General features: G+C 71.1%; 12 protein-coding genes. 5 read left to right on the plus strand and 7 right to left on the minus strand.

All coding sequences use genetic code 11. The features are described 5' to 3' along the window. The first annotated feature begins 8 nt into the window (after nucleotides 1–8). Entirely contained in the window at nucleotides 9–3971 is a 3963-nt protein-coding gene (gene eccCa / locus AB0H83_RS32060) for a type VII secretion protein EccCa (RefSeq protein ID WP_360101527.1), read from the plus strand. On the opposite strand, the gene AB0H83_RS32065 is transcribed toward eccCa, so the two are convergent. Next, nucleotides 3871–5064: a S8 family serine peptidase gene (locus AB0H83_RS32065; RefSeq protein WP_360101529.1), complete on the minus strand. Its 1194-nt coding sequence runs from the start codon at nucleotides 5062–5064 to the stop codon at nucleotides 3871–3873. The genes eccCa and AB0H83_RS32065 overlap by 101 nt on opposite strands. A gap of 193 nt (nucleotides 5065–5257) precedes the next feature. On the opposite strand from AB0H83_RS32065, the gene AB0H83_RS32070 reads away from it, so the two are divergent. Continuing rightward, nucleotides 5258–5485, plus strand: coding sequence for a hypothetical protein (locus AB0H83_RS32070; RefSeq protein ID WP_360101531.1), 228 nt, complete (start codon nucleotides 5258–5260; stop codon nucleotides 5483–5485). 519 nt (nucleotides 5486–6004) lie between these two features. On the opposite strand, the gene AB0H83_RS32075 is transcribed toward AB0H83_RS32070, so the two are convergent. The 4 genes from AB0H83_RS32075 to AB0H83_RS32090 are packed head-to-tail and all read right to left on the minus strand — an operon-like array spanning nucleotide 6005 to nucleotide 9862. Beyond that, a complete protein-coding gene (locus tag AB0H83_RS32075) occupies nucleotides 6005–6613 on the minus strand; it encodes an ATP/GTP-binding protein (protein WP_360101533.1) in 609 nt (202 codons plus the stop codon). Continuing rightward, nucleotides 6594–6977 carry a DUF742 domain-containing protein gene (locus AB0H83_RS32080; protein WP_360101535.1) on the minus strand — a complete coding sequence of 128 codons (384 nt, stop codon included), beginning with the start codon at nucleotides 6975–6977 and terminating at the stop codon, nucleotides 6594–6596. Before AB0H83_RS32080 ends, AB0H83_RS32075 begins: the two co-directional genes overlap by 20 nt. Nucleotides 6978–6987: 10 nt before the next feature. Further along, nucleotides 6988–7410: a roadblock/LC7 domain-containing protein gene (locus AB0H83_RS32085; RefSeq protein ID WP_360101551.1), complete on the minus strand. Its 423-nt coding sequence runs from the start codon at nucleotides 7408–7410 to the stop codon at nucleotides 6988–6990. A 37-nt stretch (nucleotides 7411–7447) separates the two neighbouring features. Continuing rightward, the gene (locus AB0H83_RS32090) at nucleotides 7448–9862 is read right to left on the minus strand and encodes a nitrate- and nitrite sensing domain-containing protein (RefSeq protein ID WP_360101537.1); all 2415 of its coding nucleotides are present in this window, start codon (nucleotides 9860–9862) and stop codon (nucleotides 7448–7450) included. A 238-nt stretch (nucleotides 9863–10100) separates the two neighbouring features. On the opposite strand from AB0H83_RS32090, the gene AB0H83_RS32095 reads away from it, so the two are divergent. Further along, complete coding sequence (locus tag AB0H83_RS32095) at nucleotides 10101–11732, plus strand: prenyltransferase (RefSeq protein WP_360101539.1); 1632 nt, start codon at nucleotides 10101–10103, stop codon at nucleotides 11730–11732. Nucleotides 11733–11807: 75 nt separating this feature from the next. Here AB0H83_RS32095 and AB0H83_RS32100 read toward each other — a convergent pair whose 3' ends face one another. Then, the gene (locus AB0H83_RS32100; protein ID WP_360101541.1) at nucleotides 11808–12668 is read right to left on the minus strand and encodes a terpene synthase family protein; all 861 of its coding nucleotides are present in this window, start codon (nucleotides 12666–12668) and stop codon (nucleotides 11808–11810) included. A gap of 170 nt (nucleotides 12669–12838) precedes the next feature. Beyond that, complete coding sequence (locus AB0H83_RS32105; protein ID WP_360101543.1) at nucleotides 12839–13810, minus strand: helix-turn-helix domain-containing protein; 972 nt, start codon at nucleotides 13808–13810, stop codon at nucleotides 12839–12841. A 345-nt stretch (nucleotides 13811–14155) separates the two neighbouring features. Here AB0H83_RS32105 and AB0H83_RS32110 point away from each other — a divergent pair, with 345 nt between their 5' ends. Further along, a complete protein-coding gene (locus AB0H83_RS32110; protein WP_360101545.1) occupies nucleotides 14156–14356 on the plus strand; it encodes a hypothetical protein in 201 nt (66 codons plus the stop codon). Nucleotides 14357–14627: 271 nt separating this feature from the next. Continuing rightward, nucleotides 14628–15890 (plus strand): hypothetical protein, encoded by a 1263-nt coding sequence (locus AB0H83_RS32115; RefSeq protein ID WP_360101547.1) that lies wholly within the window; start codon nucleotides 14628–14630, stop codon nucleotides 15888–15890. Nucleotides 15891–16067 lie beyond the last annotated feature (177 nt).

Genomic DNA, 16067 nt, shown 5'->3' on the forward strand with positions numbered 1-16067 from the left:
GTGTCGTCATGAGCGTCATCCAGTACCGGCGGCCACCCCGGCAGCCGGGCCCCGAGATGCCGGCCGGGGAGCTGAGCCTGCAGGAGCCGCCGCCCCTGCCCGAGCACCAGCAGAACCTGTCGTCGCTCTTCATGTATCTGCCCATGGCGATCGCGTCGTCGGCGACGGTGCTGCTGTTCTCCCGGTCGGGGGCAGGCAGCGGGGTGACCATGTACCTCGCGGCCGGGCTGCTGGTGGTCTCCACGATCGGCACGGTGGTGGCCCAGCTGATCAAGAACGCCGGCGACCGCAAGAAGCGGGTCGGCCACGAGCGGCGCGACTACCTGCGGTACCTGTCGCAGACCCGCAAGAAGATCCGGCAGACGATCACCGCGCACCGCAACGCGCAGTCGTGGCAGCATCCCGATCCGCAGCTGCTGTGGTCGGTGGTGCGCACGTCCCGGCTGTGGGAGCGGCGCCCTACCCATGAGGACTTCGGCGAGGTGCGCATCGCCGTGGGTGAGCAGCGACTGGCCACCCGGCTGATGCCGCTGTCGACCAAGCCGATCGAGGACCTGGAGCCGCTGTCGGCCCACGCGCTGCGCCGGTTCATCGCCGCCTACAGCACGGTCGCCGACCAGCCCGTCGCACTGTACCTGCGCGGCTACGCCCGGGTGCTCTTCGACGGTGAGCGGGAGGCGATCCTCGGCATGGTGCGGGCGCTGCTGGGCCAACTGGCCGTGTTCCACTCGCCGGACGACATGCGGGTGGCCGTATGCGTGTCGGACGCGCGGCGCTCGGCGTGGGACTGGGTCAAGTGGCTGCCGCACGCGCTGCACCCGATCGAGGAGGACGGCGCCGGCCCGGTCCGTCAGGTGGCCGGCTCGCTGGGGGAGCTCGTCGGGCTGATGGGGGACGAGCTGACCGAACGGCCGCCGTTCGACCCTGATGCCGAGCCGAGCCGGGACGAGCCGTACACCGTGCTGATCCTCGACGACGCGAGGATCCAGGAAGGGTCCCGCCTGGACACCTCGGGGTACCGCAACGTCACGGTGATCGACGTGGCGGAGACGCTCTCCTGGCGGCACCACTCGTACGCGCTGCGGCTGGAGGTGACGGCCGAGGACGTCCACACCGTCAGCGTGGAGGGCAACCGGGAGGAGACCCGGGACCGGATCGGGCGGCCGGACCGGCTCAGCGTGCCCCGGGCCGCGGCACTGGCCCGGCTGCTCGCACCGTACCGGCTGAGCATCTCGGCCGACGTCTCCGAGCCGCTGACCGCGAACGTGGACCTGACCACCCTGCTGAACATCCCGGACCTGTCCACCCACGACGCCGTCGCGTTCTGGCGGTCGCGGCCGGCGGCGCAGGCGCTGCGGGTGACGATCGGTGTCGCCCAGGACGGCAGCCCCATTGAGGTGGACATCAAGGAGTCGGCGCTGGGTGGCATGGGCCCGCACGGGATGCTCATCGGCGCTACCGGCTCGGGCAAGAGCGAACTGCTGCGCACGCTCGTGCTCAGCATGGCGTTGTGCCACTCCTCCGAGTCGCTCAACTTCATCCTGGTCGACTTCAAGGGTGGCGCGACCTTCCTCAACCTGGACCAACTGCCGCACACCTCGGCCGTCATCACGAATCTGGCCGATGAGGTGGCGCTGGTGGCCCGGATGCAGGACGCCCTGCACGGCGAGCTGATCCGCCGGCAGGAGCTGCTGAGGGCGGCCGGAAACTTCAGCTCCCGGCTGGAGTACGAGCAGGCCCGGGCGAACGGCGCCGGCCTGGCCCCGCTGCCGACCCTGTTCGTGGTGGTGGACGAGTTCTCCGAACTGCTCTCCGCGCACCGGGAGTTCATGGACCTGTTCGTGATGATCGGCCGGCTGGGCCGCTCGCTCGGCGTGCACCTGCTGCTCGCCTCGCAGCGCCTGGACGAGGGGCGCGTCCACCAGTTGGAGACCCACCTGTCCTACCGCATCAGCCTGCGTACCTTCTCCGCCATCGAGAGCCGCAGCGTGCTCGGGGTACCCGACGCCTACCAGCTCCCCACGTCGCCCGGCAACGGATACCTCAAGAGCGACGTGGCGACGCTGACCCGGTTCAAGGCCGCCTACGTCTCCGGCCCCTACCGGCCGGCACGTCGCGCGGGCCGCCGGGCCTTGATCGCCGGGCAGGTGGTGCCGTACTCGGTCGGGTACGTGGCGCCCCGCGCGCCGCTGCCCGAGGCGGAGGCACCGGAGCCGGTGGAGGAGCGGGTGGAGGCGAAGAGCATCCTGCTCACCACGGTGGACCGGCTGCGCGGCGTGGGCATGCCGGCGCACCGGGTGTGGCTGCCGCCCTTGGACGAGCCGCCCACACTCGACGAGCTGATGGGTGAGTGCGGGACGGACCCGAGGTACGGGTACTGCGTGCTGGACGCGGAGCGGGGCACGCTACGGGTCCCGGTCGGCATCATCGACCGGCCGTTCGAGCAGCGACGCGACCCGCTGATCGCGGACATGTCCGGCGCGGGTGGCCACGTGGCCATCGCGGGAGGGCCGCAGAGCGGCAAGAGCACGCTGCTGCGCTCGCTGATGCTGGGCCTGGCGCTGACCCACACCCCGGCCGAGGTCCAGTTCTACTGCCTCGACTTCGGCGGGGGCACACTCGGCACGCTGGCCAACCTGCCGCACGTCGGCGGCGTGACCGGCCGGCTCGACCCGGACCGGGTCAACCGGACGATCACCGAGATCGCCGGCATGCTGGCCAACCGGGAGCGGATGTTCACCGAGCGCGGGATCGACTCCATGACCACCTACCGGCGGATGCGCGCCGCCGGAGAGCTGGCCGAGGAACGGTTCGGCGACGTCTTCCTGGTCGTGGACGGCTGGTCCACGATGCGTCAGGACTACCAGGACCAGGCGGCGCAGATCTCGGCGATCGCCCCGCGGGCACTCAACTACGGCGTGCACCTGCTGATCGCCTCCAACCGGTGGACCGACATCACGCCCGCGCTACGGGACCAGATCGCCACCCGGTTCGAACTCAAACTCGGCGACCCGGTCGAGTCGCTGGTGAACATGCGGATGGCCGGTAGCGTGCCACGCATCCCGGGACGCGGCCTCACCGACGGCAAGCTGCACTACCTGACCGCACTGCCGAGAGTGGACGGTGTCAGCGACGCCCAGTCGCTTGCGGAGGCGACCTCCGCCGCTGTCGAGGCGATCCGGCAGGGCTGGCGCGGGCCGGTCGCGCAGCCGGTGCGGATGCTGCCGGCGCTGCTGCACGCGGCGGAGCTGCCGACGCCCACCGGAGACCTCCGGGTCGCCCTCGGCGTCGAGGAGCGCGAGCTCGCGGTGGCCTGGCACGACTTCGACGAATCACCGCACCTGTTCGTCGTCGGTGACGCCGAGTCGGGCAAGACGAACGTCCTGCGCCTGGTCAGCCACGCCATCACCGCGCGGTACTCGCCGGAGGAGGCGCAGATCGCGCTGGTGGACTTCCGGCGCGAACTGACCGCCAGCGTGCCGGACGAGTACCGGCTGGGTTACGCGGTCTCGATCGACGTGGTCAAGGAGATCATCGACGGTGTGACGGCCGCGCTGCAGGCGCGGGTGCCCGGCGCGGACATCACTCCGGAGCAGCTCAGGCGCCGCGACTGGTGGAGCGGGCCGCGCATCTTCCTGATCGTCGACGACTACGAGATGCTCGGCGTCAACGTGATGCGGCACCCGTTCGACCCGTTGCTGCCGCTCATGGCGCAGGCCGCCGACATCGGTCTGCACGTGGTGGTCACCCGTGCCGCCAACGGCGCCTCGCGGAGCATGAACGACCAGTTGATCCGCCGGCTCCTCGAACTCAACACGCAGTCGCTGCTGATGTCCTGCCCGCTGGCCGAGGGCCTGCTGTTCGGCACGATCAAGCCACGCCAGCTCCCCGCCGGCCGGGCACAGCGGATCGCTCGTCGCGAGGTGTATCTGATGCAGACGGCGAAAGCGGGGCCGGACGGTGCCCGCTAGCGGCGCGCCAGCCACGCCGGGATGCGCGGGGAACCACGACGCTGACGCTCACGGCGGCCGCGATGACGCCCGCGGAGACGGCCAGCACGATCAACGCGGTCGTGCGCCCACCCGGACCCGGTGTTTCCGGCACCGCCGAGACGTACACCGGCACCGCGACCGGCGCGCGCGTGCCGGCGACGGCGGTGACCGCGGCCAGCGGGTCGATCGTGCGGGCCGCGGTGCCGGTGTTCTGCTGGTACCCCGTGACGATCAGGCGCTGCTTGAGCTGGGTCGGGGTCAGCTCGGGCCGGTACTGGCGCACCAGCGCCACGGTGGCCGCGACAAAGCCGGTCGCGACGCCGGCACCGGTGGCGACAAGCTGGCCGCCGCGCGGGCCGAGGCCGACGATGGCCTTGCCGGGGGCGTAGACGTCGACGACGGCGCCGGCCGGCGGCTTGATGACGTCCTGGCCGTCCGGGTCGACCCCGGCCACCGTGATGACGCCGCTCATCCGCTGCAGCACGCTCACCGGCGCCGGGTTTCCGGTGTCCGCGAACGCCGGCGTGACGATCGGCACGCCCTGCTTGGCCGCCAGCGCGACCGCGGCCTGCAGCTCCGGGCTGTCCTGGCTGACCACGGCGGACAGGCAGATCACCGAGGCCCGCATCGAGAGCGCCGTGGTGATGGCGGCGGCGGCGTTGGTCCAGTTGGCCGGCACGGAGAGCACGGTCGCCCCGGGTGCCAGGCCGACAAAACCGGTGTTTGCCGCCGGCCGGGCGGCGATCAGGCTGGCCACGAAGGTCCCGTGGCCGGCGCAGTCGTTGCCCGAGCCGGTGACCACGCCGGCGAGCTGGCCCTCCCCGTGCACTCCGCTGTCGAGGACCGCGACGAGCACGCCGGCGCCGTTGGCCAGCGGCCACACCCGTTCAGGCAGCAGCGTCCGCTGCGCCCACGGCTTGTCCGCCAACGTCGCCTTCGACACGTCCACGCACTTGCCCGACGCGGTGTTGGGCAACTCGGGCAGCTCGTCGGCCGCCGCCGCGGGCGTGGCGACCAGCACCGCGAGAGCGCCGAGCACAGGTAGGAGGCGACGCAGCAGAACCCTCGACATGCACCGAAAATAGCGGTCGGTCAACGAATCGGAAAGCCGCACGGCCCATCGCCGAGCGGCGATTTTCCTTGCCATACAAGGGTTTCACGGCAGGCACCGGTGCATTGAGCGTTGGTAGGAGCCCGTCTGGGAGTCCGGCGGCGCAGCCCGCCACACCTCAGGGCTTGCCCACGGCATCGGTCACCACCGGCTGGTGACAGCGATCCAGGGCAACCAGGGGCGCAACTCCAAGCTCGACGGCTTCCAGACCCACGCGGTCGTCGACGGCTGGGGCAAGGACAACGTCTTCAAGGGCAACACCGCCGAGGTGAACGGGCCCGGCTATGGCTTCGCCTTCACCCCGGTCCTCACCAACACGGTCAGCTGCGACAACAAGGTCGTCGGCGCCGAAAAGGGCTTCGGCAACGTGCCCTGCGCCTGACCCCACCCAATTCGACAGGAGCAACGTGCCGGACCCGTGTCCGGCACCGCTTCACCGTGCCGGTGGGCACCGCCGCCGACCTCGCGGACCTCATCGCCACCACGGCCCCGGCGGGCCGGAGATCGACCTGATCCCCACCGGAACGGCAGCTGACCCATGCCGGCAACAACGTGAGCCGGATGGACAACGTGCGGTGCCCCGGTGGCTCGCAGACTGGTCCCCGATCACTTGATCACGGGCGGAGCGCGACGAGGCGAATCGGGGGGTGCGGTGAGGTGGCAACGGGTGCCATCCCATCGCACCGCGTCGCCGACGGACGCTGGGGCGCCCGGCCGGATGCGAACCAGCGCCAGTTCAGCCCGATGTTCCTCGCCCTCGGGGGATGCACCACCCGAGGGAGGGATGCACCCGCCCGAGGGCGAGGAACGCCCAGCATGTCACCGGCGCTCCGGCCGCGAGTCGTCACATCGATGACGGCGCCTCAGCCTGCCCACGGTTGAGGTGGTGGCCGGAGCGCTGTCACACCCGAGCGGATGTGCTGCGCTGCCGCTTGGCGATGCTCTGGGCGTGCAGCAGCATGCTGACGAGCACCTTCTTCGCCGACTCACGGTCGCGGGCGTCGCAGAGGACGACCGGGACCTCCTCGTCCAGGTCGAGCGCGATGCGGACCTCTTCGGGCTGGTAGCGGCGGGCTCCGTCGAAGCAGTTCACCCCGACGATGAACGGCAGGCCGTTCTGCTCGAAATAGTCGATGGACGGGAAGCTCTCGTCGAGGCGGCGGGTGTCGGCGAGGACGACCGCGCCCAGCGCCCCGAGCGCCAGCTCGTCCCAGACGAACAGGAACCGGTCCTGACCGGGGGTGCCGAACAGGTACAGCACCAGGTCGTTGCTGATGGTGATCCTGCCGAAGTCCATGGCGACGGTGGTGGTGGTCTTCGCAGCCACGCCGTCGAGGCTGTCGATGCCGATGCTGGCCTCGGTGATCGTTTCCTCGGTCCGCAGCGGCAGGATCTCGCTGACGGTGCCGACGAACGTCGTCTTGCCGACGCCGAAGCCGCCGGCCACGAGGATCTTCGTGGCCTTGGGGACGGATGGCAGACTGCGCGGATCAGAGTCGTTGAATGCCATGGATCACCGTTTCGAAGATGTCGTCCCCTGGCACGGGATCTGGGTTGGTGGCAACGATGAGGACCCGGCTGAGCAGATCGCCGAGCAGGACCCGGATGGTGCCGACAGGCAGGTCGAGGTGCGCGGACAACTCCGCGACGGACGTCGGCCGCTGGCACCGCTGGACGATCGCCTCGTGCTCGGGTCCGAGATCGATGATGTCGGATCCCGAGATCTGGCGGATGGTCATGATGATGGAGACCAGGTCGAAGTTGCCGCTCGTCGGCTGGGTCCGGCCACGGGTCATGGCGTAGGGGCGCACGACCGGGCCGGCCTCTCCGTCGACCCACATTTCGTCGTGGTCGTGCTGCTCGGTGGGTTCCATCGCCTCGGCGTCACCCGCCGTTGGTCTGGCCGGCGTGCACCCGCGGCCGGGTCGCGAGATGTTCGGCGGCGCGCTGCACCATCATCTCCATCTCGTACGCGACGAGGCCCATGTCGGTCTCCGGCCCGCTGATGACGGCGAGACAGGTGCCGTGGCCGGCCGCGATCACGAACACGTATCCGTCGTCGTACTCGAGCGCCGTCTGGCGGAGGTTGCCGATCTGGAAGTGCGTGTTGATGCCGCGGGCCAGGCTCTGCAGGCCGGAAGCGATGGCGGAGACGCGGTCGGCGGCGTCGCGCTGGATGTCCTTTGAGGAGGCGACACGAAGCCCGTCGGCCGAGAGCACGACGGCGTGCTGCACGTCCGTCACCCGGTCGACCAGGTCTTGTACGAGCCAGGTCAGATCGACTGCAATCGGTTCCTGCACCACGATGTTCCTTTCTTGACGTGCGGTCGAGGGTGGCGTGGTGTCATGACTGCGCGGCGGGCGGGTGCGGTTGCGGTTGCGTCACGGGGTCCTCGGTGACCAGTTCGCCTTGGTGGTCCGGGTTGTCGGCGCCGGCCGGGTTGTCGGCGCCGGCCGGGTTGTCGGCGCCGACCGCCTCGCGCCGGGCCTGCTGCGAGCCGCGCTGGAACGCGGCCATCCGCGTGCTGACGACCTCGGGGGAACGCGGTGGCAGCGCGGCGGTAACCGGCGGGGTCCGTTGCTCGGCCGCTTTGGGCTCCGGCTGCTTTCGGGAGCGCCGGGGCAGGCCGAACACCGTGGCCGGTTCCGGCGCTGTGGTCGCGGCCGGAGTTGCCGCCGGGTTTGCAGGCGCAGGCTCATCCGCCAGGGCCTCGATGCCCGGGTTCGTCGCCGCCTCGGCCGGCCGGGGCATCACCGCGACGGCGGCGTGCCGCCCTTCAGGAGCCGGGGTGGACCTGGCGGCCGTGGACTGCTGGGCCGTGACGGCGGCCATCGGCTGCGCGGCGGTGGCCGCACCGTTGACGGGAGCGTGCTGGGCCGGGCCCGGCTCGTCCTCGGTGTGGGCGGCGATCAACGCGGATGGGATCAGCACGACCGCGGTCGTGCCGCCGTACGGGGACCGGCGCAGGTGCACGAGGATGCCGTGCCGCTCGGCGAGCTTGCCGACGACGTACAGACCGAGCCGGACGTTGCCGGACAGCTGAATCTCCGGCGGGTTGCGGACCTGCTCGTTCGCGGCGGCCAGGGCGGCCTCGCCCATGCCCAGACCGCGGTCCTCGATCTCCACGACGTAGCCGTTGCTGACCGTCTCGCCGCCGATGAGGACCTTGGTGTGCGGCGGGGAGAACGAGGCGGCGTTCTCCACGAGCTCGGCGAGCAGGTGGATGACGTCACCCACGGCGCGGCCGACCAGGCTGGCGGGTGAGAGGGGCAGCACGTTGACCCGGGCGTAGTCCTCGATCTCCGCGGTCGCCGCCCGGATGACGTCGATCATCGGGACCGGCCGGCGCCACGCCCGTCCCGGCGTGCCGCCGGACAGCACGATGAGGTTCTCCGCGTTGCGCCGCATACGGGTGGCGAGGTGGTCGACGTCGAAGAGCTTGGCCAGGTTCGCCGCGTCGGTCTCCTCGCGCTCCATGACGTCCAGCGTCTTGAGCTGCCGGTGGATCAGGCCCTGCGAGCGCCGGGCGATGCTGACGAAGACGTCGCGGACGCTCCGGCGCAGCTCGGCCTGCTCAACCGCGGCGCGGACAGCGGATTGCTGCACGGCGTTGAACGCGTGACCGACCTGCCCGATCTCGTCGGTGCCGAACTGCAGGGGCGGCGCCTCGACGTCGACGTCGACGCGTTCACCACGGCGCAGCTTCTCCATGACCTCGGGCAGCCGCTGGGTGGCCAGCTCATCTGCTGCGTCACGGAGCCGGACGAGCTGGGCGAGCAGCGTCCTGGCGGTGGTGATGGAGATGATGATGGACGCGATGACGGCGATCAGGCCCAGACCACCGGCGAGCACGAGACGGACGACGACACCGATGGCTGCCGGTTGGGCGCGCTGCACCGTCTTGTCGGCGGAGGCGAGCTCGAACTTGCGCAGCTCCTCGGTGGCCGCGGCGATCGCGGTGGTCCAGTCGGTCGCGGCGACCGTCGGCGCCGCCCCGGACCGGGCGCTGCCGATCAGCTGGTCTTCGATGGTGCGCAGCCGGGTCAGCGCGGCGCCGTCGGCGAGCCGGTCGTACTCTGCCCGTTCGGGGCCGGGCAGGTCGGCGACCGCCTCCGCGTAGGCGTACCGCTGGACGCTGACCAGTCTGGCGAGGTCCAGCGGGTCGGAGCCGGTGAACCGCCCGGCGGCGAACACGCCGGCGAGCAGTGTGTCCTCCTGCGACAGCAGCTCCCGGGACCGGGTCAGGGCGATCAGGGTCCGCGACTGCTTGGCGAGTTCGGGATCGTCCAGGGCGGAGATCGAGCCGTAGACCCGGAACGCGCCGTCAATGATCTTCGTGTATTCGCCGGCCAGGCCGGACACGCTCGTCCCGGATCCGTTGTCGACGGCCGTGCGCTGGACGGGCAGCTGGTCCAGCAGCCCTGCAAGGTCGCGGATGCGGGCCTTGAGGGTGCCGTCCGCCGCCCAGGACACCCCGGTGCCGCCCACGGACTCCCGCCACACGGCGACTGCCTCGTCGGTGACTCGGCGCTGGTCGGCCATGGCCTGGCGCTGAGCGTCGCGGGCGGTCGGGCTGCTGCGGTACACCACCGACAGCCGACGCTCGGCCTGCAGCGCGCCGACCAGGGACTCGGTCGGCCGGCCCACACCAGGGTCGAGGGTGCTGACCCACAAGAGGTTGAGGCCCTCGCGCAGCGTCACGAACGCGGCGAATGCCCACAGCGCGACGAGGGACAACAGCAGGGCGACGACTTTCAATCGCAGCCGTGTGCCACGCGGTTGACCAGCCGTGCGCTTACTCGCGGAGATCATTCACCCGTCCCGATCCGTGGGGTGGGAAGCAGCCGCCATTGTCTGGGGCGAGCCGTGGACGCAAGCCGAAACCCCGGGCTCCTGCCCGATTCCGGCAATGACACGGCAGGCAATGTATCAGTGTCGGACGGTGCCATACACTGTGCCCCAATGATCAAAATGGCGACGGGCGATGGGTGCACAAATGCCGGACCGAATTGTTGCAGATCAACCGTCGCTCGACCGGCACGCTGCAGCAGCCCTGCTGGATGAGGTCGCCACGGACCCGTGGGGTGCGGTGACCGCCTCGATCTACGACACTGCCCGGCTGGTCAGCCTCACCCCGTCGCTGCCTGGCCACACGGCCCGCTTGCGGTTCCTCATCGCCGGACAGCGCAGCGACGGCCTCTGGGGCGAGGCCGACGGTTATGCGCTGGTCCCGACGCTGAGCGCGGTCGAGGCCGTCCTCGCCACCCTCCGCCGGCCGCCGGTGGCCGGGGTCGAGGCGGGACAACTGCGCAGCACGGCGCAGCGCGGCCTGGCCGCGCTGCGGCACTGGTCGGGCAGCCGGGCGCCCGTGCCGGACACGATTGCGGTCGAGCTCGTCGTGCCGGCTCTGGTCGCCGCGATCAACGCGCATCTCGATGCGGCGGGATCAACCGTCGGCAGCGGTGTGCGGCTGGCTGTGCCCGCCGGCATGGACCCGACGGCTGCGGACCGGCTGGCGGCCCGGGTGCAGCACGGCGGCGGCCCGCAGACGTGGTGGGCGTCGCTTGAGGCGCTCGGTGCGGGCGCCGAGCGCCTCGCCACGGTGCGACCGCACGACGACGGGATGATCGCCTGTTCCCCGGCGGCGACCGCGGCGTGGCTGGGCGAGGACGCGGACCGCAGCACGCCGGCCGCGGCGGCCGCGGCGCGCTACCTCGACCGGCTGCAGGCCGCCGGGGGCGGGCCTGTTGCCGGTGTCTGGCCGATCACCTACTTCGAGCAGTCCTGGGTGCTGAGCACCCTGGCGCCGGTCATGCCCGGCATTTCCCCGGCCGCGAGCGTGCTGGACAGCCTCGACGCAGCGCTCGGTCCGGACGGGGCCCCGGCCGCGCCCAGCCTGCCGCCGGACTGCGACGACGCCGCCGTGGTCCTCACCGCGCTGCACCGGCACGGCCGGGCACGCCCCGTCGACGCGCTGCTGCGGTACCACACCGGCGCGTACTTCCGCTGTTTCCCGAGCGAGCGGACCCCGTCGGTGAGCACGACAGCACACGCGCTCGAGACGCTGCACGAGGCGATGGCGGCCCAGCCGGCCGACCGCCGTCGGCTGGATCCGGTCGCGGTGGCGACCGCCGCCTGGCTGGTCGACGTCCAGTCCGCCGACGGCTGCTGGTGGGACAAATGGCATGCCTCGCCGTACTACGCGACGGCCTGCTGCGTCGACGCGCTGCTCCCCCGCGCCGCCGATCCGGCCCGTCAGGCCGTTCGCCGGGCGGTGACGTGGACCGTGGCCACGCAGCACTCCGACGGGTCGTGGGGCCGCTGGGGCGGCACCGTCGAGGAGACGGCGTACGGCGTGCACGTGCTGGCCAGCGCGGGCGCGGGCGCCGGCATCGACGTCACCGCGGCCGTCATGGCCGGCGCCGCGTACCTGCGGCAGCAACCGGACAGCGGCCCGCACCGCGGCCTCTGGCACGCCAAAGATCTGTATGCACCGCTGCGGGTCATCCGCGCCGCCCGGCTCGCCGCGCTCGGCGCCGCGGACCGCTTCATGATGCCTTCAGGTGCAGCTCCAGCCGGCGCGGTCGCAGCGCCGCTGGTGCCCGCGCCTCGAGCGGCCCTGAGCTGACCAGCACCGTGGCGCCCGACCGGATCGGCACGTCGTCGATGACGTCGGCCCGGCGACGCCGTGCGTCGGCATCCCCTAACGCAGGTCGGTGACGCGGTAGACCGCAACCGCGGTGTGCAGGCTCCGGCGCAGCACACCGGCGTCGGCGGTGTCGCGCAGCAGACGGTCGTGCAACCGCACGTACCGGTCGACCTGGCGCTCCAGCGCTGCGATGTCGACGGTGTCCGCGGGCGGCAGCAGCACGATGTTGAGACGGCCTTCGGCGCGATCGCGGTCGGCGGATGCCAGGTCGTTCGCGATCCGGATGGCGCGGGAAGCCGCGACGAGAGCCTTGTCGATCCGCTGCGCGGCGGCCGCCGTCGGAGTGGCCCGGGTGAGGATCAGCAGCGCGTAGGCGAAGCTGCAGTAGTTGATGTGGTGGCCGGCGACGGTCAGGTACTCCACGGCCGTCGGCGCGCCGGCGCGGCCCTGACGCAGCTGCTGGGCGCGGACGGTGTGCTGGACGCCGGTGCTGATGGCGGTGCACAGCGCGTCGTCGAATCGGGCCAGCAGCGCGGGGGGCCCCACCGACCTGAGTTCGATGACGATCTCGGCGAGCATCGCCTCGATCGTCCGCGTCGGGGTACTGGCCGCGGTGGCCGTCCGGACCAGCGTGATGAGGCGGCCGGCCAGCTCGGCGAGGGCGTCGGGCCCGGCGGTGACGTCGTCGAGCTCGTCGTCGAGGAGGAAGGTCCAGAGGCTGTACCGGGCCAACAGCCTGCGGCCGGCCGCGGGCAGATCCGGCGCGATGCGGGTCACGACGTCAGCGAGCCGCTGGGCAAGGCGGCGATCGACGCCGGCCCCATGGTCCTTCGCCCACTGCGCCAGGTCCTCGCCGATCGTGGCCGGCGTGGGTGGACCGCCGGCGTCTCGCAGCATGTCCTTCGACGCCACCATGCAGAGCCTCCCGCAGCCTTGGCAGGACCGCTTCTCCTGGAGCTTGCACAGGGTTGCCGGCCTGCCTCCATCGTCGTCCGGGATAGATGATCATCGCAAGGTCCTCCACCGCGCCCGTGCTGTGATCAGGGACACGACGCCGGACCTGCCGGAGGCCGCGGACGCGCCGGCTACTGCTGGCGATACTCGTTGGGCGTCAACCCGTACTTCGCCCGGAACACCCGGCTGAAGTGTGCCTTGTCCGGGAATCCCCAGCGGGCGGCGATGGCGTAGACGGGCCGGCCGCGCAGGGCCGGGTTGGCCAGGTCCTGCCGGCACCGCTGCAGACGGCGGGTGCGGATCAGCTCGGTGACCGAGGTGTGGTCCGCCCGGAAGAGCCGCTTCAGGGTGCTGACCGAGATGTTGTGCGCCACCGCGATCGTCTGCTGACGCAGGTCGGGATCCCCGAGATTGGCGTCGATGAACGCGTCGATGCGCGCACGCAGCACATGTTGCCGCACATCGCCCGGCAGGAAACTCATGGCATCGAGCTGCTGCGCGAGCATCGCGGCGATCAGGTCGAGCGCGGTATTGCCGAGAAACAGCGCGTCGGATCGTTGGTACTGCTCAGGGTGTGCGCTGATGTGCTGCAGGTACCGCGCCACCAGAATGCCCATCCCGCCGGCCGAGGGCATGGGTGCCCCGAACAACCGGCTCACCTTGTCGTACGGCATTGGCAGCAGTGAGTGCGGAATGACGACAACGACGGAGCTCACGGGGTCGGGTCCGCCCGAGCGGACGCCGTGCGACGCCTCGTACGGCCGGGAACTGCTCAACAGGGTGAAGTCGCCCGGCCGGATCGCCGACTCCCGGCGGTCCTGCTCGACCGCCCCGGCGCCGGCGGTCAGCAGCGCCAGGTGGTACTGCTCCGGGTCGGACTGACGGATCAGCCGAGCCGTCCGCTGCGTGGTCAACGAGGGGAACTGCAGCGAGGTGAGGCCGAGGCTCCCCAGACTCGTGATCTGCATCCGGGCGTCGAAGTCATGCGCGTGGTCGCTGCTGATCTGGTTCGGCGCGACCTCCTTGGCCACCAGCTCCGACCAGTAGTCGAAGCGCTGCGCGGCCGGAAGCTCCGACAGGTCGACCGCCTGCGTTGCCAGCACTTCCCGCACCCCCCGTAACGGACCGCCCGGCGAGCCGCACCGGCAACCCCGCAACGTGATCAATATTTGCCCAGCGCGATCGTATTCACACGTTTGGTAATACTGTCAACACGTGTTTCCGTCGCTGCCTGTGATGTACCGGCGCCTGACGGGACGATGCCCGCGCCCAGCGCCGCCGGTCCCCGTACCCGACGGCGATGAGAAAGAATGCCCCTCGTTCGAACGGGGAGGAACGGGGATGCAGTCGGCGGAGCCGAACGCGCGCTTGTCCCAGTGGATCGACCGTACCCAGGTGTTGAAGACCGGCAACAACGTCCACTCCCAGACGGCCTGACACGACCCGCCATGACACCCTCGGCATCTGCGACGCCGCGCGTCACCCCGGTCCAGGTCCTCACCGCGACCGGGCTGTCGGTCGCGCTGACCGCCGTCCGGCTCGTCCTGCTGCCCCACGCGCTGTACGCGGGTGGCGACGCCGCGCACTACCTCAACATGGCACTGGAGCCCAAGGCCCGACCGAAACGCCGTACGCCTTCCGGGTCCTGACCCCCTGGCTCGCCCACCAGCTCGGCGGCAACAGCTACCCGGGTACGACACCATGTTCCGCGTCATCACCGCAGCGGCGCTCGCCGCCGCCGGGCCCGCGACCTACCTCATCTGCCGCCGGCCGGGCCCCTGAACGCCGCAGGGCGGTACGGCCCACCCGCGGTCGGGGCATCGGATCCTGGCCGGCTGCCGGGTTCCCCGTACCGGTCAGCTTCAGCCGCTGTGACCACGGACGTAGACCGCCGGCGAGCGCGTCCATACACTCGTCGCCGTGACCTGGCCCACCGCAGCCGTGCCGGCTGCCACCGACGCGATACCCACACAGCGCAGGCCCTCGGACGGCGACGCACTGCCCCCAGCGGCGCCTGGCCGGCTGGACCGGGTCCGCGCCTGGTACGGCGGCTCGCTGCTCGCCGGCACGACCGCGTGGCTGCTCTGCATGCTCAACGCGCTGGTGCTCACCTACTTCGCGCACCTCGTGAAGCCCAATCCCGTCAGCTGGAAGGTCCTCGTCGGGGCATGGGGACAGTGGGACTGGGGCTTTTACCGGATCATCGCCACCGACGGCTACGACGGGATGTACACGCCGGAAGACACCCGGATCGCGGCCTTCTTCCCGCTCTACGGGCTGCTGGTCCGCGGGTTCGACTTCGTCGTGCCCGGGCCGCCGGTGTTCGCGGGTCTCGTCGTGTCGAGCCTGGCGCTGCTGGGCACCCTGGTGGTCCTGCACCGGCTGGTCGCGCGGGAGTTCGACGAACGGACCGCGCAGCGTGCGATGACCGTGCTGGCCGTGTTCCCCACCGGATTTTTCCTCGTCGCGCCCTATCCGTCCGGTCTCATCCTGTTCCTGTCCGTCTCCTGCTTCGCGGCGCTGCGGGCCGGGCGCTGGTGGGTGGCCGGTCTGCTCGGCGCGCTCGCGTCGGGCAGCCGGGGCTCCGGCCTGCTCCTCGCGGTGCCGTTCGCCTGGGAGTACCTGCGCCAGCACGAGTTCAAGATCCGCCGGATCAGGGCGGATGTGCTGGCGATCGGACTGGTGCCGATGGGTCTTGTCGCCTACGCCACCTACACCTGGTCGAAGTACGGCGATGCGCTGGCGTACAGCCACGCACAGGAGAACTGGGGCCGGCACTTCGCGGCCCCCTGGGTGGCGATCGCCGACACGGTCAAGGGACTGATCAACACGCCGATCTCGACCAACTCGGTCAACGTGCTGAACCTGGGCTCGGTGGTGTTCGTCGCGGTGCTGCTCGTGCTGTGCTTCGTCGGGCCCTGGAAACTCCCCCGGCACCTGTTCGCGCTGCCGTTGCTGGGCGTCGTGCAGTGGCTGTTCATCGTCAGCTTCCCGGGCTGGCCCGAGCCCACCGGCCGGCTGCCGTCCGCGTCGCGTCACGTGCTGGAGATCTTCCCGGCGTTCATCCTGCTGGGCCGGGTGATCGTGCAGGCCCGGCTCTTCGCCAGGGCGTATCTCTACGTCGGCCTCACCTTGCAGGGCGCGCTGACCGTCTTCTACCTCAACGGCGGGTGGATCGCGTAGGACCTCCCGGGCGTCGCCGGCGACTGCCGCACGGCCGGTCAGGAGTTTCGCGGGTGGCCGGTGGCTCGCTAGATTGTCCCGGCCCGGGTCCGTCCCGTCTTGTCTCGTCCGGTGGGGAGTTTGTGGTGGCGTCGATGACGTTCGAGGAGTTCCGTGCGTTGCGGCGGTTCCCGGCGC

It is taken from the genome of Dactylosporangium sp. NPDC050688 (assembly GCF_040654515.1).
In the GTDB taxonomy this organism is placed as follows: Bacteria; Actinomycetota; Actinomycetes; order Mycobacteriales; family Micromonosporaceae; genus Dactylosporangium.